This window comes from Burkholderia sp. PAMC 26561 (genome assembly GCF_001557535.2).
Taxonomy (GTDB): Bacteria; Pseudomonadota; Gammaproteobacteria; order Burkholderiales; family Burkholderiaceae; genus Caballeronia.
Window position 1 is genome coordinate 263,063 of the sequence record NZ_CP014315.1, and the last position, 24,423, is coordinate 287,485.

21 protein-coding genes and 4 pseudogenes are annotated in these 24,423 nt (G+C 60.3%); 9 read left to right on the forward strand and 16 right to left on the reverse strand.

The window, feature by feature from the left end; all coding sequences use genetic code 11:
- Positions 1-143: 143 nt before the first annotated feature.
- Positions 144-1,160 carry a 1-aminocyclopropane-1-carboxylate deaminase gene (locus AXG89_RS35830; RefSeq protein WP_075358150.1) on the reverse strand — a complete coding sequence of 339 codons (1,017 nt, stop codon included), beginning with the start codon at positions 1,158-1,160 and terminating at the stop codon, positions 144-146.
- Positions 1,161-1,319: 159 nt separating this feature from the next.
- Between AXG89_RS35830 and AXG89_RS35835 the strand changes: the two are divergent.
- Positions 1,320-1,840: pseudogene (locus AXG89_RS35835) on the forward strand (Lrp/AsnC family transcriptional regulator).
- A 66-nt stretch (positions 1,841-1,906) separates the two neighbouring features.
- Positions 1,907-2,236: a pyrimidine/purine nucleoside phosphorylase gene (gene ppnP / locus AXG89_RS35840; protein WP_075358151.1), complete on the forward strand. Its 330-nt coding sequence runs from the start codon at positions 1,907-1,909 to the stop codon at positions 2,234-2,236.
- A gap of 56 nt (positions 2,237-2,292) precedes the next feature.
- Here ppnP and tssJ read toward each other — a convergent pair whose 3' ends face one another.
- The 3 genes and pseudogenes from tssJ to AXG89_RS42645 form a co-directional block, all read right to left on the reverse strand.
- Positions 2,293-2,976: a type VI secretion system lipoprotein TssJ gene (gene tssJ, locus AXG89_RS35845; protein ID WP_083637805.1), complete on the reverse strand. Its 684-nt coding sequence runs from the start codon at positions 2,974-2,976 to the stop codon at positions 2,293-2,295.
- On the reverse strand, positions 2,966-3,940 hold the full coding sequence (tssG, locus tag AXG89_RS35850; protein ID WP_075358153.1) for a type VI secretion system baseplate subunit TssG: 975 nt from the start codon (positions 3,938-3,940) through the stop codon (positions 2,966-2,968). The genes tssJ and tssG overlap by 11 nt, the downstream gene beginning before the upstream one ends.
- Before the next feature lie 62 nt (positions 3,941-4,002).
- Positions 4,003-4,809: pseudogene (locus AXG89_RS42645) on the reverse strand (type VI secretion system baseplate subunit TssF); the annotation flags it as partial.
- On the opposite strand from AXG89_RS42645, the pseudogene AXG89_RS35860 reads away from it, so the two are divergent.
- Positions 4,808-5,530, forward strand: a pseudogene (locus tag AXG89_RS35860) (AAA family ATPase); the annotation flags it as partial. The pseudogenes AXG89_RS42645 and AXG89_RS35860 sit on opposite strands and share 2 nt — an antisense overlap.
- Positions 5,527-5,949 (forward strand): type VI secretion system baseplate subunit TssE, encoded by a 423-nt coding sequence (tssE, locus tag AXG89_RS35865; RefSeq protein WP_062001332.1) that lies wholly within the window; start codon positions 5,527-5,529, stop codon positions 5,947-5,949. The pseudogene AXG89_RS35860 and the gene tssE, both read left to right, overlap by 4 nt.
- Here the strand turns inward: tssE and AXG89_RS35870 are convergent.
- The 6 genes and pseudogenes from AXG89_RS35870 to AXG89_RS35895 form a co-directional block, all read right to left on the reverse strand.
- Entirely contained in the window at positions 5,946-6,779 is an 834-nt protein-coding gene (locus AXG89_RS35870) for a phosphodiesterase (RefSeq protein WP_075358155.1), read from the reverse strand. The genes tssE and AXG89_RS35870 overlap by 4 nt on opposite strands.
- Positions 6,780-6,796: 17 nt before the next feature.
- The gene (locus tag AXG89_RS35875; protein WP_062001330.1) at positions 6,797-7,855 is read right to left on the reverse strand and encodes an ABC transporter ATP-binding protein; all 1,059 of its coding nucleotides are present in this window, start codon (positions 7,853-7,855) and stop codon (positions 6,797-6,799) included.
- Positions 7,852-8,727: pseudogene (locus tag AXG89_RS35880) on the reverse strand (ABC transporter permease); the annotation flags it as partial. The gene AXG89_RS35875 and the pseudogene AXG89_RS35880, both read right to left, overlap by 4 nt.
- 27 nt (positions 8,728-8,754) lie before the next feature.
- Positions 8,755-9,579, reverse strand: coding sequence for an ABC transporter permease (locus AXG89_RS35885; protein WP_075358156.1), 825 nt, complete (start codon positions 9,577-9,579; stop codon positions 8,755-8,757).
- 9 nt (positions 9,580-9,588) lie between these two features.
- Positions 9,589-10,602 (reverse strand): ABC transporter substrate-binding protein, encoded by a 1,014-nt coding sequence (locus AXG89_RS35890; RefSeq protein ID WP_062001328.1) that lies wholly within the window; start codon positions 10,600-10,602, stop codon positions 9,589-9,591.
- On the reverse strand, positions 10,599-11,678 hold the full coding sequence (locus AXG89_RS35895) for a substrate-binding domain-containing protein (RefSeq protein ID WP_062001327.1): 1,080 nt from the start codon (positions 11,676-11,678) through the stop codon (positions 10,599-10,601). The genes AXG89_RS35890 and AXG89_RS35895 overlap by 4 nt, the downstream gene beginning before the upstream one ends.
- A gap of 296 nt (positions 11,679-11,974) precedes the next feature.
- Between AXG89_RS35895 and AXG89_RS35900 the strand changes: the two genes are divergently transcribed.
- On the forward strand, positions 11,975-13,660 hold the full coding sequence (locus AXG89_RS35900; RefSeq protein ID WP_062001326.1) for a phospholipase C: 1,686 nt from the start codon (positions 11,975-11,977) through the stop codon (positions 13,658-13,660).
- A 112-nt stretch (positions 13,661-13,772) separates the two neighbouring features.
- Complete coding sequence (locus AXG89_RS35905; RefSeq protein WP_062001325.1) at positions 13,773-15,203, forward strand: cytochrome-c peroxidase; 1,431 nt, start codon at positions 13,773-13,775, stop codon at positions 15,201-15,203.
- Here the strand turns inward: AXG89_RS35905 and AXG89_RS35910 are convergent.
- Positions 15,200-17,155: a PhoX family protein gene (locus AXG89_RS35910; RefSeq protein WP_062001324.1), complete on the reverse strand. Its 1,956-nt coding sequence runs from the start codon at positions 17,153-17,155 to the stop codon at positions 15,200-15,202. The genes AXG89_RS35905 and AXG89_RS35910 overlap by 4 nt on opposite strands.
- A gap of 204 nt (positions 17,156-17,359) precedes the next feature.
- Here AXG89_RS35910 and AXG89_RS44535 point away from each other — a divergent pair, with 204 nt between their 5' ends.
- The 3 genes from AXG89_RS44535 to AXG89_RS35920 are packed head-to-tail and all read left to right on the forward strand — an operon-like array spanning position 17,360 to position 19,672.
- Positions 17,360-18,526, forward strand: coding sequence for a RecQ family ATP-dependent DNA helicase (locus AXG89_RS44535; protein WP_335672018.1), 1,167 nt, complete (start codon positions 17,360-17,362; stop codon positions 18,524-18,526).
- Between the two features lie 58 nt (positions 18,527-18,584).
- Entirely contained in the window at positions 18,585-19,133 is a 549-nt protein-coding gene (locus AXG89_RS44540; protein WP_335672019.1) for a RecQ family zinc-binding domain-containing protein, read from the forward strand.
- Positions 19,134-19,135: 2 nt separating this feature from the next.
- Positions 19,136-19,672 carry a cupin domain-containing protein gene (locus tag AXG89_RS35920; protein ID WP_075358157.1) on the forward strand — a complete coding sequence of 179 codons (537 nt, stop codon included), beginning with the start codon at positions 19,136-19,138 and terminating at the stop codon, positions 19,670-19,672.
- Positions 19,673-19,675: 3 nt separating this feature from the next.
- Here the strand turns inward: AXG89_RS35920 and AXG89_RS35925 are convergent, their stop codons facing one another.
- The 5 genes from AXG89_RS35925 to AXG89_RS35945 form a co-directional block, all read right to left on the reverse strand.
- Positions 19,676-20,710, reverse strand: a complete 1,035-nt coding sequence (locus AXG89_RS35925; RefSeq protein WP_075358158.1) for an NAD(P)-dependent alcohol dehydrogenase — start codon at positions 20,708-20,710, stop codon at positions 19,676-19,678.
- 38 nt (positions 20,711-20,748) lie between these two features.
- Positions 20,749-21,492, reverse strand: a complete 744-nt coding sequence (locus tag AXG89_RS35930) for an SDR family oxidoreductase (RefSeq protein WP_075358159.1) — start codon at positions 21,490-21,492, stop codon at positions 20,749-20,751.
- Positions 21,493-21,499: 7 nt separating this feature from the next.
- Positions 21,500-22,480 carry a sugar-binding transcriptional regulator gene (locus AXG89_RS35935; RefSeq protein WP_075358160.1) on the reverse strand — a complete coding sequence of 327 codons (981 nt, stop codon included), beginning with the start codon at positions 22,478-22,480 and terminating at the stop codon, positions 21,500-21,502.
- A 61-nt stretch (positions 22,481-22,541) separates the two neighbouring features.
- Positions 22,542-23,426, reverse strand: a complete 885-nt coding sequence (locus tag AXG89_RS35940) for a carbohydrate ABC transporter permease (protein ID WP_062001319.1) — start codon at positions 23,424-23,426, stop codon at positions 22,542-22,544.
- Entirely contained in the window at positions 23,423-24,361 is a 939-nt protein-coding gene (locus tag AXG89_RS35945; RefSeq protein ID WP_062001318.1) for a carbohydrate ABC transporter permease, read from the reverse strand. The genes AXG89_RS35940 and AXG89_RS35945 overlap by 4 nt, the downstream gene beginning before the upstream one ends.
- Between the last annotated feature and the right edge of the window lie 62 nt (positions 24,362-24,423).

Genomic DNA, 24,423 nt, shown 5'->3' on the forward strand with positions numbered 1-24,423 from the left:
ATACAACACCTCAAGGTTCAGATCTATTCCATCGGTAGATCAAAGCGCTTAGCCGCCGAAAAGTCCCTGTAAGGACCCTGTCGGCGGCTAAGCGCTGATTATTCAACGAATGGAGCGGCAGGCTTATTCCCTTGCCCTTTTCTTTATCCCTCGCGAAAGATGAAGCTGTAAGCGTTGAGCGCCGGTACGCCGCCTAAATGCGCATAAAGCACCTTCGATCCCGCCGGAAATTCCCCGCGTTTTACCTTGTCGATCATGCCGTGCATCGACTTGCCTTCGTAGACCGGGTCGGTCAGCACGCCTTCCAGCTTTGCGCAAAGGCGGATTGCATCGAGCGTGCCTTCATTTGGCAGACCATATTCGGGGCCGCCGTAACGCTCGTCCAGCACGATATCGCTCGCTTTGATGTCCTGCCCGAGTTCAACCTGCTCCGCCGTTTGCCGCGCAATCCGGTGGATCTGCTCGCGGGTTTTCTCAGGTTTCGCCGATGCATCGATACCAATCACCCGATCCGCGCGTCCATCCGCTGCAAACCCCACCACCATGCCCGCTTGCGTGCTGCCCGTCACCGAGCACACCACGATGTAATCGAACTTGAAGCCAAGTTCCGCTTCCTGCTGCCGCACTTCCTCCGCAAAGCCGACGAATCCCAGCCCGCCAAGCGGATGATCCGAGCAGCCCGCAGGAATCGCATAAGGTTTGCCGCCTGCCTGCCTGACGCTTTCCAGCGCGTCCTCCCAGCTCTTGCGGAAACCGATATCAAAGCCATCCGCCACGAGCCTGACATCGGCGCCCATGATCCGCGACATCTGGATATTACCGACACGGTCATACACCGCGTCCGAATAGTTGACCCAGTTCTCCTGCACGAGCACGCATTTCATGCCCAGATGCGCGGCGACGGCGGCGACCTGTCGCGTCTGGTTCGACTGAATTCCGCCGATGGACACCAGCGTATCGCAGCCCTGCGCAATCGCCTCGGGGATCAGATATTCGAGCTTGCGGGTTTTATTGCCGCCGAATGCCAGCCCGCTGTTGCAGTCCTCGCGCTTCGCATACAGCTCGACTTTCCCGCCCAGATGTTCCGATAAACGCTTGAGCGGCTGGATTGGCGTGGGGCCAAACGTCAGTGCATGCCGCGGAAATTTCTTCAGATTCATGTCTCGCTCCGGTGATCAGCCAAGTCGCCGCAACCATTTGCGTCGATACGAATATGGTAAAAAAATTCGCTGCGATCGGTGTTGCAAAGAAAAATACTTTATCCTTATTTACGAGGCTTAATCTGGATTTTCACTTAATTAACATGTGAACCATTGCCGATGAACGCAACAAAAGTTCGTGCTATATCGCGGGGAAGCGTCAAGACGCCTGATTCTCAAGGCGCCGAGGTCGATCGCGTTGACCGCGCTATCCTCCGGCAATTGCAGCGCGATGCTTCCATCTCCAACGTGGCGCTTGCCGCGAAGGTCAATCTCAGTGCGCCGGCGTGCTTGCGTCGCGTCGAAAGATTGAAGCAGGCGGGATTTATCAGCGGGATCGTTGCGTTGCTTGCGCCAAAGAAACTCAACGCCGGCATGCTGGTGATGATTGGCGTGGTGCTGGATCGATCGACGCCCGAGTCCTTCGCCGCCTTCGAAAAGGCCGCGCAAAAAGTGTCGGGTTGCATGGAATGTCACGTCGTGACAGGCGAGTTCGATTACTTCATGCTTATCCGTACGCGCGACAGCGAGAGCTTCAACAAGCTGCATGCCGAGCATTGCTTTATCTGCCGGGTGTGCGGCAGGTGCGCAGCTTCATGGTGCTCAAGGAGATCTTGTCGACGACGAGTTTTCCCGTTTGAATGGCGTGGCCACGCAGCCCGGTTAAAATGCCGCGGATACATCAACCGGAACAAGGGACTTCACGAATGGCATCGGACACGACCAATACGCAATTCGACAACGCGTCGATCATCAAGCGCGCGAACATTTACTTCGATGGAAAATGTGTATCGCATACCGTCCTGCTTGGCGACGGAACGCGCAAGACGCTAGGGGTCATATTCCCCGCATCGCTGACGTTCTCGACACAAGCCGCCGAGCAAATCGATGTCACCGCAGGCCGCTGCCGCGTGCGAAATCCCGGCGAGGAACAATGGCGCGAGTACGGTCCGGGTGAATCGATCGCGGTGCCGGCTAATACCAGTTTCGATATTGAAGTGATCGAGACGCTAGATTACGTCTGCCATTATTTTTGATTTTTTGAGCGGCTGGACGGCGCTGAGAACGCCGTCTTGATTCGGCCCGTGAGATGCTAGTCGACTGGCCGCGTCCAGTCGTCAAGTGAAGAGGTAAGCTTTCCTGCTGGCTTCGGTACCGTGCCTTGTGCCGTCACGACCGTTTTAGTCGGCTGCGGGTCAAGCACTGGACGAGGTGTACTGCGCACCGTCGCCTGTTGCTTGACCGCCTGCGGCCCCTTGCCGATAAGCGCCATCGAACTGTCCTTCACCTCGATGCGAACAGGATCACTCTGCTTCCACTGCTTACGTGGCAGCACCATCCGCCAAGTTGCTCGTTGATTGTCCTCCCGGAAGAACGCCACGATCGCAACATACTCCGTATCGTCACTCATCGGTTCGCTGATGCTCGCGTTTGCATTCGGCCGAAGCACGACGTCCGTTGTGGTCAAGAGGTCGGGTTTCAGAGCGTCCAGATCATTGCTTTGTAGCTGCGCATAATCGAGTTGCTCAAACGCCTGTGGCGTCTTCAACTGATAGACGCGGAGCACTGTAGACAATGATTGTCCCGCGCCGTTCGTATTCAACGACGACCGGCTTATGAGGTCGAGGTTCATCGCCTTGACCTGGGTGGTGAATGCCCACTTCGCTGCGTCCACGGTCCCGGTTTTCACAGACTGGGCGATGCCGCAGCTGGTGACGAGCAGGCTGGTGCACAGCGCGGCAGACAAGATCGCGCAGCGGTTGATTTTATTGCTCATTGCGGTGTTCCGTGTTTTCGCTTTGGCCATTCCATGTGCCGAGTTGCACACGCGTGATGACGCCTGTTTTGTACGGGCGCTCGAGTTGCTCCAACTGGCTTGTGTATCCAAGACGAACCTGGTCTGAAGCGATATCCGCCCTCGGCATCAACTCTGGAGAGACGTGCATCTCCAGATGTGCATTTGCTTCGTACCCGAGGTAAAACCGCAGCAGCGCCATGATTTCACCGTGAAGTTGGCGGCCAGGCGTAAGGCCTAACACCGACTCACACGTTATGGGTGTGATGACCACGCGCACGCAATTGCCGCGATCGTAGAAACCGCGTCCGAGCACGCAGTTCTCGCCTAATGCGGTCGGCTCGAATTCGGTCAGATGAATCCAGACCGGATGGAATTCCGCGACGGTGATCCTTGCATCGGGTACGGCGTGTTGCAGCACGCCCGCGAGTCCCTCGGCCGTACGCGTGCGCTGGCCGGCGAGACCAAGCATCGAGAGCAACTTGCGCGTACCGACCGTCTTTTCGATCGATGGATGCCCGATACCCAATCCCACGAGGCTTACCAGACAACGCGAAACTTCGTCCGTGCCGCCCTTTTTAAAGCCCGCCGGGAAGCGATACTTTCTCCACGCCCGATAAAACTGCGTCGCAATGCGATGGTGGAACATGTCGAGAAACGCCGACAGCGGTTCGGCGCCGTCGCGGTTCTGCGCGACTTCATCGATGAAATACGATGGCATGTGCGCATCGACGCCGTAAAGACCGAGAAAGGTCGTGCGCACAGAGGGTGGCTTGGATACGTCGTCGTAGTCGTACTCGACTGCATCGATCTCCTTGCCAGGAAAGCCCAGGCGTTGACGCGACCGGAAGCGAACGAGCTCGTTCGATGGCGAATCGGTAGTGCCAAGCGGCGCGTCGTCGGGCGCAGCGAGCTCAAGCAATTCGCAGAAACGCATGAAGTTCATCTGCGTAGCGTTTCGCAGCAACGCGGGGAGTATTGCCGGGAGTAACGCCGGAAGCGGGGACTTCAAAACGGCGCTCCGTCGCCTTCGCAATCGGCAAACGTGATACGGCGTCCCGTGGGCAATGACACGATCACGAGCCGCGTGTAAAGGTTCACCGTCGCGTAGAGCGCGAGGAAGCGGTTCAGCATTTCGCCGAACAGCGCAAGATCCCCATCGCCAGCAAACTTGTCGCTCTGTAACGTCACCTCGATTTCCACGCCGCGCAGCAGGCCGCCCTTCACGAGTTTTTGCAGCGGACGATGCTTGACGTCGGTGATCGCTTCAATGCGACGGCGGTTTAGCTCGCCGTCAGTCCAGTCGTAGAGCGCAAGTGAGCCGCGCAGGATCTCGGCATCAAGCAGCGACAGGTAGTTTGGCGCCAGATGCGACAGCACGCGCCAGTGAAAACGATCACCCGTCGGCGGATAAACAGGCAAAGTTGGCGCGCTCAGGTTCCTCACCGACGCGACATTCGTAAAGCCACCGCGCATACGATTGATGCTGGCTTCTCTCAAGCCCTTGCGAGGCAACATGCCATTCGTGCCGGTCACTGCAAGCGAGAGCGTTTCATCGTGCATGGCGGTCTCGTTGTCCCAGGCGTGGCCGCCCAGCACCACCCACGTATTAAATCGCCCCGACGGCCCGCGCCGTGTGCGTGTGTGGAAATATCGTTCGGGCATTTCGTGCCGCAACATGCCGCCTCGATGGCGAAATGAAGCAAACGGCGCGTACTCGAACCGTGAACCGTTCGATGTCTCAAAGCCGACCACGGCGTCGACTGAATACGGCTCGACAAAATTTCCGTTTGTTCTGACCGCGTGCACCCTGTATCAGGAAGCGCACACGGTTTCACAGCTGAAGGGCTCGCCGCCGGGATACGTCGGTTATGGGCAAGGTGGTGTGCTGACCGAAGCCGTGCGCCGCCGGCCGTATAGCGTGATTCTTCTGGACGAGGTCGAGAAGGCGCATCGCGATGTGCTCAACGTCTTCTACCAGGTCTTTGATCGCGGATTCATGCGCGATGGCGAGGGGCGTGTCATCGATTTCCGCAATACGGTGATTGTGATGACATCGAATCTGGGCAGCGATCAGATCATGGCTGCATACGATGCCGTGCAGGAAGCTGGTGGCGATGTAACCACGAGCATGTTGATGCAAGCCATCAGGCCTCAGTTGATCGATCACTTCCAGCCGGCGTTGCTTGCGCGTTTCCAGACGGTTGTGTATCGACCGCTTTCGGTTGAGGCAATGGCAACCATCGTGCGCATGAAACTGGATAAGGTGGCGCAGCGCGTCGAGCGCAAGTTCGGCTTGCCCCTCATTTGCGACGACGCGCTCATTGACGAACTCGTACGCGCTTGCCAATTGCCCGACTCGGGCGCACGCAATACCGACAGTTTGCTCGATCAGCAAATCCTGCCTGTGTTGTCGCGCGAGTTGCTCATCCGGGCGGCGCAAGACACGAAGGCCCCGGCGATCAGACTCTCATATTCGGATGAAGGCGGAATCGGCGTTGAGTTCGAAGTGTTTGCGGATGACGTTACGTCGTGACGCACGGCGGCCCCGGTTTGTTCGAAGCACTGACGGGTCACTTCGCCAACGGCGATCCGATAGACCTCCATAATCGCAACCAGCAAACGTTCTTGTCGGTGCGCGACAACATCCAGCGGATCTTGAACAGCCGCCGCGACAGCCTTGCCCATCTGCCTGATTATGGTCTGGGTGATTTATCAAAGGTCTATCGGCACATGCCTGCGTCCGCGCATACGCTGCGGCGTGAGATCGAAAGTACGCTGCTCAAGTATGAGCCACGACTGAAGGCCATCGAAATCGAACCAGCCGACAAGCACGACAACATGCTGCTCAGCTTCACGATGACGTGTCATTTGCATCAAACCGGGCTCGTGCGTTTTGGTACGCATTTCGCACCCGATGGAAAAGCGCACCTCACGACACAGGACGAACGCTAATCCACCAAAGCCCCATCCACATCAAAAAAAGGATACGGCCCGTCAAACTGCTCGACATACGCGTGATGTGAAACCATCCCGACGCCCGCGTTCCAGTAATGCAGCGCGAACGCGCCGGGTTCAAGCACAAAACGCGATGGCGCATCGGCATGAAGATCAAGCACGACCTGATGCGCAGTCGATGGCGCGATCGATGCGATCGTCCCGCCAAAACGTCGATGCACCGGCCGATGCACATGCCCGCACAACACACGTTCCACGTTCGGATGCTTCGCGATCAGCGCCTCGAGCTTGCCGGCAGTTTCGGCGTCGAGCGCCATGTCGTCCATATGTCCGATACCGGTTGCAAACGGCGGATGATGCAACGCGACGATAACCGGCCGCTCACGTGCTTCGTCCAACTGCTGTCCGAGCCACTGCAAGCGCGCGTCACACAAAGTGCCGGGACTTGCATGAGGAATTTGCGAATCCAGCGCGATGACCCGTAACTCGCCAAGATCGAACGCGAATTGCACGAAGTCGCCACCTGCACCCGCTTTCCGCAAATAATCGGCATCGAATACTTCGCGCAGCGTGGCGCGGTCGTCGTGATTGCCGACCATTACATACACCGGCATCGTCAGCGGCTTCAGGCAATCGGCCACATGCCGGTACTCTTCCACTGTCCCGAAGTCTGTCAGGTCCCCCGTCACCAGGACCGCATCGGGTCGCGGACTCATCGTGTTGAGACGCTCCACACAACGGCGCAGACAAGCGGCGGTATCGACTTTTCGATAAGCCAGCGCACCAGGAACCTTGATATGCAGGTCGGAAATTTGAGCTAACAGCATAACGGTCTTTCTCCAGATTAGTGCAGCGCGACCCAGCCCTCGTCGCGTACCGATATCCCTACAATAGTCCCTTGCGCAAGTTCCACACGTCCAGGGACATCGACAGTCAACGCATCGGCGGCAGCATCCTTGATCCTGAGGCGCGTGCGTTCGCCAAGGAACATGGCCGACTCCACCGCGCCGCGTAATTGCGCGGACTCGGGATTGACGAGTTCGGCGTCCTCCGGACGGAAAAATACTTCTGACCGTGCGCCATCCTGAACACGCAACTGCGCGACAAGTCCCTTCACGTTGATCGCGCCGCCGGATGCAATGAACGCATCATCGCGGCACTCACCGGCGACACGATTCAACGTGCCGATGAACTGCGCGACCGCGCGCGTCGCGGGCTGGTAATAGATTTCGCGCGGCGTGCCGCATTGTTCAATCCGCCCTGCACTCATCACCACAATGCGGTCAGCAAGGGCCATCGCCTCCGACTGATCGTGCGTGACGTAAATGCTCGTCACGCGAAGCTCGCGCAGCAGTGCGTTCATTTCGGCGCGGAGGGTTTCGCGCAGACGTGCATCGAGCGCGGTCAGGGGTTCATCGAGCAACAATACACGCGGTCTCGGCGCCAATGCGCGTGCGAGTGCAACGCGTTGCCGCTGCCCGCCGGACAGCTCGGTGATCGGCTTGTCGGCGTGCGCGGTGAGTTCGGTCATCGCCAGCAATTCATCGACCCGGCGACGCGCCGCCGATGCCTCCACCTTCTGAATGCGCAGACCATAACCCACGTTGCCGCGCACCGTGAGGTTCGGGAACAGCGCATAGTTCTGGAATACCATGCCGACCTGACGACGTTCAATAGGCAGTGCGGTGACATCGTCGGCGCCAAAGCGGACATGGCCACCCGCGTCGGGTTTTTCGAGCCCGGCGATCAAACGCAACGTAGTCGTCTTGCCGCAACCCGATGGCCCAAGCAATACAAGCGTTTCGCCGGGTTCTATCGATAAATCGACGGGTTCGAGCACGCGTTGTCCGCGGAACGTTTTCGCGCATCGGCTGAGGGTGACTGGGACGGCTTCGAGTCTCATCGTGCGGTCTTTACGGTTGGGGTTTGAACGGGCAACGCGTCGGGGACACGTCGCAATGCACGTTTGCGTTTTGCCGCCGCGCGAGCGCTTTGTGCGCCGGCGGGATCGACGCCGAGCCACTGCATCGCGATCAACAATGGCAGCGTCATCAACAGGAAAAGTATCGTGTACGCGCTGCCGATTTCAAGGCGCATCGACGCGTAGGCATCGGCGAGTCCGACGGGAAGCGTTTTCGTATCGGGCGTATGCAGCATCCACGTCAGGTTGAATTCGCCGATGGACAACGTCAGCACCGCAAGCGCGCCGGCAACAATGCCGGGCCGCGCGTTGGGCAGCACGATGGTAAAAAACCGCTGCGTGAACGACGCACCAAGACTCGCTGCACCTTCTTCCATGGTGCGCAGATCCGTTCCAGCGCAAACGGCCGCGACCGAGCGCACCATGAACGGCAGCGTGAACACGACGTGCCCTGCCACGATGAACCACATGCTGGAGCGAAACGCGCTCCAGCCGCCATACACGGAAAGCAGCGCGAGCGCCGTGGCAAGTCCGGGCAAGGCAATCGGCAATACGAGCAGCTCTTCGATCCACCTCGCCGAGCGGCTGTTGCTGCGCGCGAGCGCGTAGGCTGCGGGCACGCCTATCGCGAGCGTGATGGCGAGCGTGGCGAGCGCGATTTCTATCGATAACCAGACGGAGCCCTGGTACATCGCCCATACTTGTCCGAGCCATTTGAGCGTGAGTCCGCTCGATATGCCGCGAAAGTAATTGACGGTCAGGCCGGCCATCACCGACATCACGACGGGCACGACCATGAACGCGACGAGCGCGAGTGTGACGACCGTTTGTGCAGCAACAAGCAGACCGCGCGGCTTCATGAATTCAGGCATCGGTTGACCTCATGCATTGGCCGCGACGGTCGCGCCGGTCAGACTGCGCGCAACCGCCAGCACCGCCCACGTGACAAGACCCAGCACAATCGACAAGGCCGCCGCCGTTGCCAGGTTCGCGTTGAGCGTGAACTCGGTGTAGATGGTCATAGGCAAGACGTCGAGGTCGGTGGCGAGCGTGAACGCCGTGCCGAATGCGCCCATCGCGGTCGCGAAACAGACGGCTCCCGCCGCGATCAACGCGGGCATCAGGGCGGGCAGGACAACATCGGCGAAGATCCGCCACGGCGATGCACCCAGCGAACGCGCCGCCTCTTCGAGCGACGCATCGAGCTTGGTCGCAGCCGCCATGACGGTGACGATCACGCGCGGTATGGAGAAGTAGAGATAGCCGAGGAACAAACCGCTGAGCGAGTACGCAAACACCCAGCGATCGCCGGTGAGCCGCGTGGAGATGGCGCCGATCAAACCCTGGCGTCCGGCCAGCATGATCACCATGAATCCCACCACCACGCCCGGAAACGCGAGCGGGAACGTCAGCAACGCGACCAGCAGGCGCTTCGCCGGCACATCCCGGCGAGCGAGGAACAAGCCCGCCACTGTCGACAATACCAGCGTCGCCGCTGTCACCGCCAGTGACAACGCGATCGTCGCGACGAGGCTGTGCAGATAGCGCGCGTTGGTCAGCACCTCGCGATACGCGCTCAACGCATTGGGCACGGCGCTCGCCTGCAGCAGCGCAACGAGCGGCAGCAACCAGAACGCGATGAACACCGCGAGCGCCGGCGCGAGCAACGCAATCCGTGCGCGCGTGGAGAAGGTGGAATCTTGCATGACTGAAAATCAGTGCATCACACGAAGATACTCTTCGCCGAACGCACTTTGCTTCGCAGCCATCTTCGCGAAATCGACATCCTTCGCACGCGCATAGTCGGATGCCGGCAGGAATTTGGCGGCGACATCGGGCGGCAGCGTACCGCCACGCACCGGACGCAGGAACGCATTGGCCCACAAGCGCTGTCCTGCGTCGGACAGTACGAAATCAAGCACCTTCTCGCCATTCGCCTGATGCGGTGCGCCTTTGACAAGACTCATCACATACGGCACGACGATGGTCCCTTCCTTCGGAATCACGAACTCCACGTTCGCGTGATCCTTGTATTTCGCTCGATAAGCATCGAAGTCATAGTCGAGCAGGATTGGAATCTCACCGGACATCACACGCGCGTACGCAGTCTGCTTCGGCACGATCGGCGCGTTGGATTTCATCTTCGCAAACCAGTCGAGGCCGGGCTTGAAGTTATCGAGCGTACCGCCCAGCGCCTGGTTCACCGCAACCGCGCCGGCGTACCCCACGAACGCGGACGATGGATCCAGATACCCGACCATGCCCTTGTATTCCGGCTTCAACAAATCAGCCCATGAACGCGGCACGGGTTTGCCATCGAGCGCGTCCTTGTTCACGAAAAAGCCCAGCGTACCGGAGTGGATTGCGAACCAGTAACCGTTCGGGTCCTTCATGCCGGCCGGGATATCGTTCCAGTGCGCCGGCTTGTACGGCTGCACGAGATCCTTGTCCTTCGCCTGGAACGCCGACGACACGCCGAGATACACCACGTCGGCAATCGGGCTCTTCTGCTCGGCCATCATCTGCGCGATGGCCTGGCCGGAGTTCTTGTTGTCGAAGGGAACACGAATGCCCGTCTGCTTCTGGATGGCTTCGATCTGGCTCGCCCAGTCAGCCCATTCCGGCGGGCAGTTGTAGCAGATCGCGGTGCCGTCGGCATACGCGGCGCCAGCCGCGCAAAAGGTGGCCGTCGCGGCAAGCAGCGTGGCGAGGAGTTGACGGATTTTCATGCAGGATTCTCCGGTTCGAGAGCGGCCATCCGGGCCGCAGGTTCGATGTATGACGCGATAGTCGCGCCGGTTCGCACGTTATGAGGCAACTTGAAGGGAATGGGCTCATTAGCTTCGTTCGCGGCTTCGTCGATGGCTTTGCTGTCGGGCAAACCGAGCTGCTTCGCCAGATGACGCCATGCGTGCCGGCCGATCTCGCGATTCGGCGTGGCGACACTCGAAAGCGCGGTCGATAACCACTCGCCGAGTGGAATGCCATCGAAGCCGAGCACGGAGATATCGCCGGGAACCAGCAGACCCGCATGACGCAGGCCGCGGATCACGATCATCGCGAGGCGGTCGTTGCTGCAGAAAAGCGCAGTCGGCCGGCGCAACGGGTCCGAGAGATGCGCGAGCAAGCTGGCCGGCAACTCTTCCGCGTTGAAGTCCATCTCGAGCGGCGCGTAGGGCGTGAGGCCGGCGTCGAGCATCGCATTTTCATATCCGCGATACCGCAGCCGGGCGCGATCCGATTCGGCAAACGACCCGGCAAGCATCAGGATGCGTTTGTGGCCGCGCTGCAGGAGTGCGCGCACGCCATCGCGCGCGGCCCGCCTGTTATCCACCGATACCGCCGCACGGCACGCGGTGTCATTATGCGCGAGCACATACGGCAACCCGATGCGATCGAGTTCATTGAGCAGCGGATTGGATTCGGCGTCGGCCACGGTCGCAATCAGGCCGTCCACGCGCTGCTCGCGCAAGGTTTCGATGGCGCGGCGTTCGCGCGCACTGTCGTAGGCGGTGGTCATCAGCATCAGCCGATAGCCGCTGGCGGACGCAGCTTCATCGATACCTTGCAGCGACTCTGCAAACACCGGATTGGCGAGCGTCGGCACGACCACGCCGACGAGCCGCGTGCGCACCCCACGAAGCTGCCGGCCGCGCGCGCTGGGCATGAAATCCAGCGCTTCGATGGACTCGCGCACCTTTGCGAGCGTCTCGGCGTTGAGCAGCTCCGGCGTGTTGAGCGCACGCGATACGGTGGCAATGGAGACGCCGGAATGTGCGGCAACGTCTCTGATGGTGGAGTGCATGGGCCAGTCGGGAAAGAGATGAAAACGGTTACAGCGGGACGGATTATCTGAGCGCCGTGTGACGCTGGCATGACTGCCTGTGAGCCTGAGCGTCATCTTTTTGGAACCCGTCCTTACCAACTCTTTCTGCTTGTTATGTGGAAGTAACCGTGGCGAAAGCGCAGCGCCTTTTGCGCTTCATGTGCAGGTGTTCCAATGCGGGCGGAAACGAAAAATGGCCATCAAGTCCGGACTCGTCCCCACAGGCCACGCGGCCACCCGCTTTACACACAACAAACGACATCGGAGCTTCACACATGTTTCGTCGAGCCTTACTGGTTGGCGTACCCACTGCAGCAATGGCCATCGGCCTCTATGCATGCGGCGGCGGCAACGACAGCAACCCCGACTCGTCACAGTCGATCCAGAACCGTCTCGCGACGGCCACGCCGATCAAGCACGTCGTCGTGATCTATAACGAGAACGTCTCGTTCGATCATTACTTCGCGACCTACCCGAACGCAGCGAACCCGGCCGGCGAGCCGGTGTTCACGGCCGCCGCGGGCACGCCGGCGGTGAACGGGCTGAGCGGGGCGCTGCTGACGGCGAACCCGAACTTCACGAACACGCTGAATGGCGCAGCGGCTGCGAACCCGTTCCGTCTCGACCGTACGCAAGCTGCATCGGCCGACCAGAACCATGCTTATCGTGCGGAACAACAGGCTTATGACAACGGCGCGGCCGACCTCTTCCCGAAGTTCACGGGTAAAGGCACGGCGGGCGGCGCTGGTTCGTTCGGCACAGCCGGCCAGGTCATGGGTTACTACGACGGCAACACGGTCGGCGCGCTGTGGAACTACGCGCAACACTTTGCGATGAGCGACAACGCCTACACGGACACCTACGGTCCGTCGACGCCTGGCGCGCTCGAAGTGGTGTCGGGCCAGACCAACGGCATGCAGGTCGTGAAAGCGAGCCAGGGTCCGGTCAGCGCGACGAACACGGGCAGCTACTACGTCAATGACGGCCAGGGCGGCTTCACGATGATCAACGACGTCGACCCGGCTAACGACACGTGCTCGAGCACGACGGATACCGCGTTGATGGCCGGCAAGAACATCGGCGACCTGCTGAACGCGGCCAACATCTCGTGGGGCGGCTTCATGGGCGGCTTCAACCTGGCGACCGTGAACAGCAACGGCACGACGGCCTGCAAGCGCAGCACGTTGTCGCCGGTGGTGGGTCAGGCAACGGCCGACTACGTGCCGCACCACAACTGGTTCCAGTATTTCGCGTCGACGGCGAACCCGACGCACGCACGTCCGAGCTCGCAGGCTGCTATCGGCTTGTCGCTCGAAGCCGATGGCAAGACGCCGGAACCGGCTAACCACCAGTACGACACGGATGACTTCTTTGCATCGGTGAAGGCCGGTAACTATCCGTCGGTCAGCTTCATCAAGGCGCCGGCGTTCCAGGACGGCCACGCTGGCTACTCGGACCCGCTCGACGAACAGGCCTTCACCTCGAAGGTCGTCAACTTCCTGCAGCAGCAGCCGGATTGGGCGAGCACCGCTGTGATCGTGGCGTGGGATGACTCGGACGGCTGGTACGACCATGCCTATGCGACGCCGACGTCCGCTTCCTTCGACGCGATCGCGGATCAGGTGAACGGCGCCGGCAAGTGCGGCACGGGCACGGCTCCGCTGGGTGTGAAGGGCGCACCGGTCAATGGCCGTTGCGGTCCCGGCACGCGTACGCCGTTCATCGTGATCTCGCCGTGGGCGAAGGTGAACTATGTCGATCACACGCAGATCAGCCAGGCATCGGTCACGCGCTTCATTGAAGACAACTGGCTCAATGGCAATCGCCTCGGCGGTGGTTCGTTCGACGCAACTGCCGGCAGCATCATGAGCTTGTTCAACTTCAGCGGCGCGGGCAGCAACCCGAAGGTGTTCATCGATCAGAACCTCGGTACGCCGGTCGCATCGGTTCCGGCAATCTGATTTTATAAGCCGCGCGTTGCACGCTGACGCGAAGCCGTGCTTTGTACCTTGTCGCCGTCCCGTAATGGGCGGCGACTTTTTCACTACTGCTTTTTGTATCCTCTCAGGTCCCATGTCGCATACCGCCACACCTTCCATGTCGCCGAATGCCGGGCAGAAACCACGCCTGCCGCGCCCGAAAATCGTCCTGCTCTGGTGCATCGCCGCGGCGTTCGCTGCCGCGTTCGTGTTCTGCATCTGGGCCGTGCTTTATCCGGCGACCGTGCCCGCTCGTGTTGGCGACATCGTGGAAGACCTGACAGGCGCCAATCCGAATCCCGTCATGCTGAGCCGTCCGCCAGTCGCGCCGCTGAGCGCCGTCGCGTTGCTCGGCCAAAAGATATTCTTCGATAAATCCCTGTCCGCGTCCGGCACGCAATCGTGCGCGTCGTGCCACAGTCCCGACCATGCGTTCGGACCGCCGAACAACCTGTCCGTGCAACTCGGCGGACCGCACATGACGTTGCAGGGGTATCGTCCGCCGCCTTCGCTGATGTACCTGTATTTGCAGCCTAATTTCAGCATTGGCCCCGATGCCGGCGAAGCCGAAGCACCGCCCGATTTTGCTGCCCTGGCCTCGCAAGCCGCCGGCACCGCCCGGGCGCAAAAGAACGCGGGTACTGCACCCGCCGCGCCTGCAATGGTCCCGCAAGGCGGTTTTTTCTGGGACGGCCGCGCCGACACCCTTCAGGCACAGGCATCAGGCCCGATGCTCAATGCCGTTGAAATGGCGAACACGAGTCTCGAGGATGTCTCGGCCAAACTGCAGCGCACGGCTTACATGGGCGACTTCAAGCAGTTGTTCGGCCCGAACATCTTCAAGAGCACGGAGCTGGCAACGTCCGAGGCCATGTTCGCGGTCGCGCGTTATCAGATCGAAGAGCAGGCGTTTCATCCGTATTCGAGCAAGTACGATTACTGGCTCGAAGGCAAGGCGCGCCTGACGCAAGCGGAGCTGCACGGCCTGCGTCTTTTCAACGATCCCGACAAAGCGAACTGCGCCGGCTGCCACTTGTCGAAGCCCGCTTCCGACGGCACGCCGCCGATGTTCACCGACTACCAGTACGAAGCACTGGGCGTGCCGCGCAATACCAAGCTTGCGATCAACAACGATCCCAAGTTCTTCGACATGGGCGTATGCGGTCCCTTCCGCAGTGACATCAAGGACCAGACGCAATATTGCGGCATGTTCCTCACGCCCACGCTGCGCAACGCCGCCACGCGCCAGGTCTTCTTTCATAACGGCGTCTATCATTCGCTCGATGACGTCATGGCGTTCTACAACGAGCGCAACACTGCCCCCGAAAAGTTCTATCCGAAGGGCGCGGATGGCAAGGTCAACAAATACGACGATCTTCCCGCCCAACTGCACGCGAACATCGACGTAGCCGATGCACCCTTCGATCGCAAGTTCGGCGACAAGCCCGCGATGACGGCCCAGGAAATGAAGGACATCATCGCGTTCCTGAAGACACTTGACGACGGCTACCGCAAAGGGTCCTAGCTTTTGCCAAGCTTGATGCTGGTCGTGTCGGCGGTGAGGTAACCCACGGTGGCGCCGAAGCGGTCTTTGTAGTTGGCCCGCACGAGCGGGTCCAGCGTGGCCTTCACCTTGTCGTGAACCGGGCTTTCCCAGTCGCCCGCGTGCTGGAAGTTCGTCATGACGTAGGTCCAGCCGTTGATTTCATCGACGGCATGAAGGCCCGTGGATTCTGCGCCGGCCGGACACGAGAGCACACGCGACAAGGTCTTTGTATCGACGTTATAAGCCCACAGGAAGTTGTTCACGTGCATGCTGGAATCTTCGCCAATGAAGAGCGTGCGCAACTTCTCCGAGAACTTTACGTTGTCCGGATTCGCGATCTTCGCGGCGCTCGCCGTGTTGCCCAGGGCATCCGGCGTCGCGAGGTCTTCGCCCACGAGGGCGGTCGGCGCGGCCATATCGACGGGAACCCATTCGCTGTTGATCGCGGCGCCGCTCGTGTCCTTCTGCGCTGATTTAAGGTTCAGCGCATAGACCGCGCCGGCGCTGATGGCGGCGTCCACGGCGACATCGGTCGAGGCGGAGTTGCCCTTCACCATCGACTTCTCGACGCGCGACATCGCCGTGTAGACGACCTTGTCCTTAGCGTTGACGGTCGTGCCTTCGAGCTTCGTAAATCCCAGACTCCCGCCAATGAATGCCGCGTAGCGATGCGTCTCGAGATATGCAGCCGCCTTCTCCATGCCCGGCTTGATGCGGATCCAGTTGAACGTGCCGTTGTAATTGATCTTCTTGAAGCTGGTATCGAGCGGATCCTTGGTCGCCACATCCATGATGTCCGATGCCTTCAGGCGCGAGGCCATCGCTTCGATCTCGGCGCTCGTGGCGCTGCCAATTTTGATCCATGTGAGGTTCGCCGACCCCGCTCCAGCCGATGACGTCTGCGCCCACTTCGCCACATACAGCGTCCCGGACGACAGATCCTCCGCACGATCCGCGATGAACATGAACAGGCCGCCGTTGGTCGCGTCGTCGCCCATCATCACCGTGCGCTTGTCCGGCATCACCTGGACCAGCTCATGCGAGATGCGGCCGAGGCAATAGTGCTTCTTGATCGTGCCGGTGCCGTCCGGATTCACGGTCACTTCGGGCAAGTGGCCATAGTTATAGGGATTGGCGCGGGTTGCATCGCCGTAGAGGCTCGTGCTGTAGGCCTTGAACTGCGCGTTGCTTGATATGGTCGTTGCGTCCGGCTCGTACTCCTCGCTCGACAAATGCGTGTTCCACGGCGAAAGACTCGCCCCGCATGTGATCCACAAACCGTTCGCCTTCGACGTATCCACGTTGTGATACTTCACGAGCGTGAGCTTGCCCGTGGTCTGGTCCTGATCGAGCGTCAATACCGCGATCGGCGACGGCAGTTGTCCATACGCCGACACGAGGCTCTGGTCGCGCGTTGCGTATTCGAACTGGACCACGGCGAACACGGCACGGCCCTTGATGCCGGGGACGGTGGGTTTATCGAGGGAGAGCAGCGAGCTTCCATCCGGGCAATCCGAAAAGAACTGGCGCTCCTTCCCCGGCACCGAACGGTCGATGATCGGCTGGTTGTTGATATCGAAATATCCGCCGCTCAGGATCGTGCCGCCGTTGCCGTTCGGAACCATGTCGCCGGTCACGAAGAAAGGTTGGTACGCGAGCTTGTAGTCCTGCGTGCTGCCGTCGCTCATGGTTACGGTGAGCGTCGACGCGACCGTGGTCGTTGCCATGGCTGCGGGGTTGGCGAGAGAAGGCGCAGCCATCGACGAAAACGCCGCCGATTTGAACGATGCCGACGTGCCCGCAACAGCGTCGTCGCCACCGCCACAACCGGACAAAAGCGTCGAAACGGAGAAAGCGCCCAAAGGCAGCATGGGTGCGCCGACCAGCAGTTTCAGGGTCTTGCGGCGGGAAAAATCGGGCTGCTCTTGCATGTCTTCTTGTCCGGGTTTGTGGGTAGGTTGCGTCCGGCTTAAGTAGTGACCGGCGCGCAATGAAGGCGAAGTGTAAGTTTCATGTATGAAAGCAATATGACAGTTATCGGTATTGGTTTTGGAAGTCTGGCAGAACGCGGCACCGCGTTTGCTCAGTGCAGTAGCGAGACAAGGACATTCCCCTTTATCAGTACAGGCACGCATGTGACGACCGAATCCAAGCTGGGCAAACCCATCAAGGAGCTGCTTCAGGGCACGCTGAAGAAGCGGCTCAAGGCGTCCTTGCATGATGTCTTTGGCATCGATGCACTGCGACCCGGGCAAGAGGAAGTGATCCGCAGCGTCCTTGACGGCCACGACACGCTCGCCGTCATGCCCACGGGCGCGGGCAAGTCGCTGTGCTATCAACTTCCGGCGTTGCAGCTCGGCGGCCTGACGCTCGTGGTCTCGCCGCTGATATCGCTGATGAAAGATCAGTCGGACAAGCTGCGGGAATCCGGTATCGCGGCGGTTGCGCTGCACAGCGGGCTTTCGGCGGCGGATGAACGGCAGGCGATCCGCGACATCCATTCAGGCGAGAGCCGCTTTTTGTTCCTTACCCCCGAGCGGCTGGCAAAGCCGGATTTTGTCGAAATGCTCAACGAGCGTGGCAAGCCCGGGACTCAGTTGATCGTGATCGATGAAGCGCATTGCATCTCGCAGTGGGGTCACGACTTCCGGCCGGCTTTCGTGGAGATGCTGCAGTCCATCAAGGCGCTTGGCAGGCCGCCCGTTCTGGCGCTGACTGCAACGGCAACGCCTGCAGTTGTAGAAGACATCCTGCGCGAGCTCGATATGAAGGACGCACAGGTCATCAATACAGGGGTGTATCGGGACAACCTGGTGTTTGCGGTCGAACAACTGACCAATCCGAAAGAGAAACGCACGCGTTTGCTTGAACGGATTCAGGCGCTAGAAGGGACTGGCATTGTCTATTGTTCGACGGTTGCCGAATGCAATGCGGTCCACGCGGAATTGATGGAAGCGGGAATAGAAGCTCAACGGTACAACGGCAAGATGTCCGCATCAGAACGCACGGCGGCGCAAGACGCGTTCATGGAGAATCGATGCCGTGTGATGGTCGCGACAAACGCTTTCGGCATGGGTATCGACAAACCGGATATCCGTTTTGTCATTCACCACCAGATGCCGGGAAGCCTACTACCAGGAAGCCGGCCGCGCGGGACGCGATGGAGCCGAAGCGCACTGCATCCTGCTGTTCGAATTGAAGGACAAGCAGGTCCAACAATTTTTCCTGAGCGGCCGTTATCCGAGTGTCGAAACGCTTACGCGTTGTGCCGATGCCCTGCGAAAGCTCGCGAGCGGGAATGAACGCAAGCTGATCGATACACCCATCGACTCGCTGCACGAAGCGCTGCCTGAGATTGGCTTGAACAAATTACGGACGGTGCTATCCGTGTTGCAGGACATGCGGATGATTCGACGCACACGCAAAGGCAGCGTGACCGTGCTCGACACCGACGCCCCGCACGATATGCAGGAAGCCGCGCAACGGTTCACGCAGAGGGCAGCACACGATCGCGAAGTGCTTGAACGGATGATCGGTTACGCGCAAAGGGGCCAGTGCCGCTGGCGCATCCTGCTCGATTATTTTCACGCGCATCTGGATGCGGCTCGTTTGCATGAAGCTGTATTGAGCATGCCCGACGAACTCGATGGCGGCGTCTGCTGCAAGTGCGACAACTGCGTTTCCCCGCCAACGGTCGTACCGAGCCCGCGCGAATTGCAGCAGCCCGCTTCCACGCCGAAGCGGGCCGCCAAAGTATGGAATCCCGGGGATGCGGTCCAGGTCCGTAAATACGGAAATGGCCACGTGGAAATGATGAGCGGTGATCGCGTCGCCGTTTTGTTTCCTGACGGCGAGACACGGACATTCATAGCACGTTACGTGAAGGCAGTTAAAGCAAGGAGGTCCTGATCATGAAACACGAATTCGACTCGGCATTTCATCCGGCGGATATCGCATTTGAGACGCTCAAGCTCGCACCGCATGCGTGGGTTCCCAACAATAGCCGCTTGCCCGTTTTGATTTATCGACGAGCGGTCGATCCGTCAACAAAGGATCTCGGCAAGACTTTCGAAGCGCTGCTCGCGGGCAACGAATGGCTGCCGCAATGGCGCGACAGCATCTTCGATTACCACCACTTTCATTCGACGGCGCATGAAGCGCTTGCAGTGATTTCTGGCAAGGCCGAGGTGATCATCGGCGGGCCGGGAGGCGAAGTTGTTTCTGTCGCAGCCGGCGATGTCGTGCTGCTTCCGGCTGGCACGGGACATTGTCTGCAATCGACGGAAGGACGCTTCCAGGTTGTCGGCGCGTATCCAGAAGGGCAGCAATGGGATATCCGGCGCGATGCTTTATTGAAGGAAGAGATCGCTGCAATGGAAGCGTTGCCGTTTCCGCGCAGCGATCCTGTCGCCGGGCGCAATGGTCCGTTACCCCAGGAATGGACCTGAACGTCATTCCATCACGATCTGAACCTTGACGTCGGTTGGATTGCCGCTCGCCGCTTCCTCGAAGGCCTTGATGCCGTCGGCAAATGCAAACGAGCGCGAGATGAACGGCTTCACATCCAGCCGGCCCGACGCGATCAACTGGATCGCGCGCGGGAACATGTTGGCGTAACGGAAGACCGATTCCATCCGTACTTCCTTGATCTGTACTGCGACAATGTCGATGGGCACCGGATGCTGCGGCATGCCGACCAGCACGATGCAACCGCCCGGACACAGCAGGTCGACAATGCCATCGAACGCCTTCTCGTTGCCGCTTGCTTCGAAGACGATGTTTGCGCCCCAGCCATCGGTGAGTTCGGCGACAACGTCCTTCACCTTGCGCTCCCGGATGTTCACGGCCGTCACGCCTTGCACGCCGCCGATCAACTCGAGCTTTTCCGGCACGAGATCACACACGATCGCGCGGCTGCAACCGCCCGCAAGCGCGGCCAGCGCACACATCATGCCGATGGTTCCAGCGCCGAGAATGACAGCCACGTCCCCTGGCTTGATCTTCGCCTTTGTCGCGGCCTGCATGCCGATAGCCAGCGGCTCGACGATCGCGCCTTCGCCGAACGTCACGTTGTCCGGCAGCTTGAACGTGAACGCGGCCGGGTGCACGACGAATGGCGTCAGGCATCCATGAACCGGCGGCGTTGCCCAGAAACGCACGCTTGGATCGAGGTTGTACAGACCTTCGCGCGATGCACGTGACTCCATATCGGGCACGCCCGGTTCCATGCAAACGCGGTCCCCCACTTTCAGATGCGTGACTTCGTCACCGATCTGGATCACCGTGCCTGCGGCTTCGTGACCGAGCACCATCGGTTCGTTCACGACAAACGGCCCGATGCGCCCATGCTGATAATAGTGGATATCGCTGCCACAAATGCCAACCGTGTTGATGCGGATGCGCACGTCGCGGGGGCCCACGACCTGCGGCAATGTGAACGGACGCAAGCTGATGCGACGCGCTTCTTCAAGAACCAGTGCTTCCATGATTGAAGCCCTCTGCAAAGGGGTAACGTGGATAAAAATCAGCCGGCCTGAAAGCCGCCGTCCAAAGCCAGGCTTACGCCGTTGACCATGCTTGAATCTTCGCCGAGAAGGTACGCAATCGTGCGGGCCGCCTCTTCGGGCTGCACGAATCGACGCAAGGGGATGCGAGCCAGCATGGGATCGGACTTTGCCGGCTCGCTCCAGACTTTTTCCGCCATGGGCGTGAGCGTGATGACCGGATTGACCGTGTTCACGCGTATGCCATAAACGCCGAGTTCGACGGCCATGACGCGGCTCAATGCGTCCAGCGCGGCCTTCGATGCGCAATACGACGCGTGCAAAGGCGTTCCGACCTGAGCAGCGATACTCGACACATTGACGATCGCGCCACCGTTGCCCCTCGCAATCATGCTGCGCGCGCATTCCTGCGCGACGATCATTGCGGCGCGAACGTTCACGGCCATCGTAAGATCAAAAGCGTCGATGGTTGCATCGAGGAAAGCGCCGAGCTCGGCAATGCCCGCGCAGTTCACGAGCAAGTCAACCGGCTGCGCTTCTTGCGCAGCCTTCAACGTGGCGGCTGCATCCGCGAGATCGACCGCTATGGTCTTGCAATCGATCAGCGCGGCGAGCGCATCCAGGTCAGCCTGAGAACGGCTCAGCGCAACCACGTGTGCGCCGCGCTCGGCCATCAGTAACGCAGTCGCGTAGCCAATGCCCTTCCCTGCCCCGGTGATCAGCACCGTCTTGCCTTCGAACTCGCGATTCCGGTCCACGTTCATTGTCCTTTCAAGGTTCGTCGCAGAGACGGCGCGCGGTCTCTTCGTCTGTTACCAGCACTGATGGATAACGCCCGCGCAACGCAGCGCGCGTCACCGCGAACTTCTTCGCGCCGCCGCTCACCAGCACGACGCGCTTGATCTTGCGCAGATCGCCCAGTGTGATCGCGACCGTACGGCGATTTAGCGGATGATCGATCGCCTCGCCATCGGCGTCCATGAAGTGACCGAGCATGTCGCCGACCGCGCCGGCTTTCTCGAGCGTTCGGACCTGCTCGGGGTCGTTGATGCCGTAAGTCACCACGAGCGATTCCGTCAGGTCGCCGCACGTCAGCAATGCAAGATCGGATTGGCGCGCGCGCTCATACGTCTCGCGCACGGCACCCTCCTGCAGCAGCATGTCGCGAACGTTCTGGCTGCTTACGTAAATGGGCGCCGCGAACAAAAACCCATCGGCCTGACAGAGGTTCGCGAAGTCCGAAACAATGTCGAACGTATTGATGCTCGGGCAATGCGACAGGCCGCCTTGCAGCGACACCGCCGATACCGGCCCGTACGCGCGCTGCGGCAACGCCCGAAGCACCGCTCGAATCGTGCGGCCCCAGCCAAGCCCGATGGTCTGCCCCGCCTCGATCTGACGCGCCAGGTAAGTCGCGCCGCCAATACCGATCGCGGCCATGTTCGCTTCGTTATTCGCGCCGGTCGGCACGACGACCGCCGCCTCCAGGCCGAAACGTTTGGTCAGCGCTTCCTCCAACGCGACGCATGGCGCGAGCCGGCTGTTGATGGTGATCTGCACCATGCCGGATTCGCGGCTCGCAGCAAGCAGCCGGTTTACGCGCACACGGTTGCTGCCAATGCGCTGCGCGATCTCCTGCTGCGTGAGGTTGCCGACGTAGTAATGCCACGCTACGCGCGCCTGCAGCTCCTCTTCGGTATCGACAAAGGGCTCGGCTGACACGGCGACGGCGGGCGGTGCGGGCTTGTTCATGAGCGTGATGGGTTTCGATAGGGACGGCGCGATGGTAATGCACCCACCCTTGCGTCACCTTTCATTTCACCGCGCCCATGGTGAGCCCCTGCACCAGCCTGCCCGACACCGCCAGCGCGAACACGACCATTGGCAACACGATCAGCGTCCCCGTCGCCATGATTTCGCCCCACGGCAATTCATAGCCGCTCATGTAACTCGTTGCGGCAACAGGTGACGTGATGGCGTCGGTGCGAGTGAGAACCAGCGCATACAGCAAATCGTTCCACGAAAAGATGAACGCGAAGATGGCAGACACCACAATGCCCGGCATCGCCAGCGGCAGGTTGATGCGCCAGAAAATGCGCCACGGGGAAGCGCCGTCGAGACGCGCGGCTTCATCGAGTTCAACCGGGATGTTGCGAAACTGATCCGTGCAGATCCATACGACAATGGGCAGCGAGAAGGTCAGATACAGCAGGATCAGCACGATGTGGGTATCGACGAGACCGAGCTTGGTTGCGATCAGGAAGAATGGCACCGCGAGTACTACAGGGCTCACCATGCGGTTCGAGATAAACCAGAACCACAAGTCTTCCTTGCCGCGAAACTCGAACCGCGCAAGCGCATATGCGGCGGGCGCCCCGAGCAGGATCGACAGGAAGGTTGCGCTGCTCGCCACGATCAGCGAGTTGAGCAAGCTCGCAGCAACATCGTGTTCGAAGAGTGCGTCGGTGTAGTGCGCAAGCGTTGGCGTGAAAAGCCACACGGGGGGCACGGCGAGCGCATCGGCCTGGCTCTTGAGGCTCGTCGTGACCATCCAGTAGAACGGAAACACCGACGTGAGGAACACGATCAGCAAACCGATCACGTGCCAGACCGTCGCACGGCGACGCGCGTTTTTCGCCCGGCGTGCCCGCGACGAAAGCGGTGTGACGGTCACATTGTCAGCAGTTGATGTGCTCACACAGCCTCCCGATAAACAAAACGAATATAGAGCCGCGACAGCACGATCGTAAGGATCAGCAGCAAGACCGCCTGAGCGGAAGCCATGCCTTGATCGAAGAGACGGAACGCGACGCGCTGGATGTAGATGCTGATGAATTCGGTCGCCGTGCCCGGACCGCCGCGGGTCATGGTGAACACGGCATCGAACATCTTGAGCATGTCGGCGGAACGCAGGATCAGGATGGCGGTGAGACCCGGCAACAGATACGGCCGTTGCAGGTGCCATAGAATCTTGCTCCACTTCGGCGTCTCGAGACGCGCGGCTTCCTCGGCTTCCTTCGGAACCATCGCAAGACCCGCAAGCAGGATCAATGCGCAGAACGGCGTCCATTGCCAGATGTCCATGATCATCACGGAGACGAACGCAAGCGTGGGGTCAGCGAGCCAGTCGAGGGGCGGGATGCCAAAGAAGCTCAGCAGATAGTTGACTACGCCGAACTGCCGATTGAAGATCAGGCGGCCGATCAATCCCACCACGGCGTAGGTGGTTGCCATCGGAATCACGAGACCCACGCGCGCCGCCACACGCAGCCAAGGCAGCGCCGTCCTGTGCAGCATCAACGCAGCGAACAGGCCGAATGCGAGCTCGACAGGCAAGGTCAGGCAAAGGAACATGACCGTGCGGCCCAGGGCGCCCCAGAATGACGGATCGGTGAGCGTAGCGACGTAATTATCGATACCGACAAAAGGCGTCCCTGAAGCCAGGTCCGCAAGCTTGTATTGATGAAACGAGTTGTAGACCGCGAGCAGCAGCGGATAAATGCCGATGATCGCCAGCGCCGCGACGGCGGGAAACAAAAACCAGAACGCGGGCGATCGCGGCATGAACCGAAAACGCGCGCGCGGTCGCGGACGCATTGCGCCGGTCGCTGGTGGAACCGTGGTCTTGAGCATGAAACCTCTCCGCAGGTTGGCTCAACGTGAGCAAGAGGCATTGCGCACGCAATGCCCCTCTC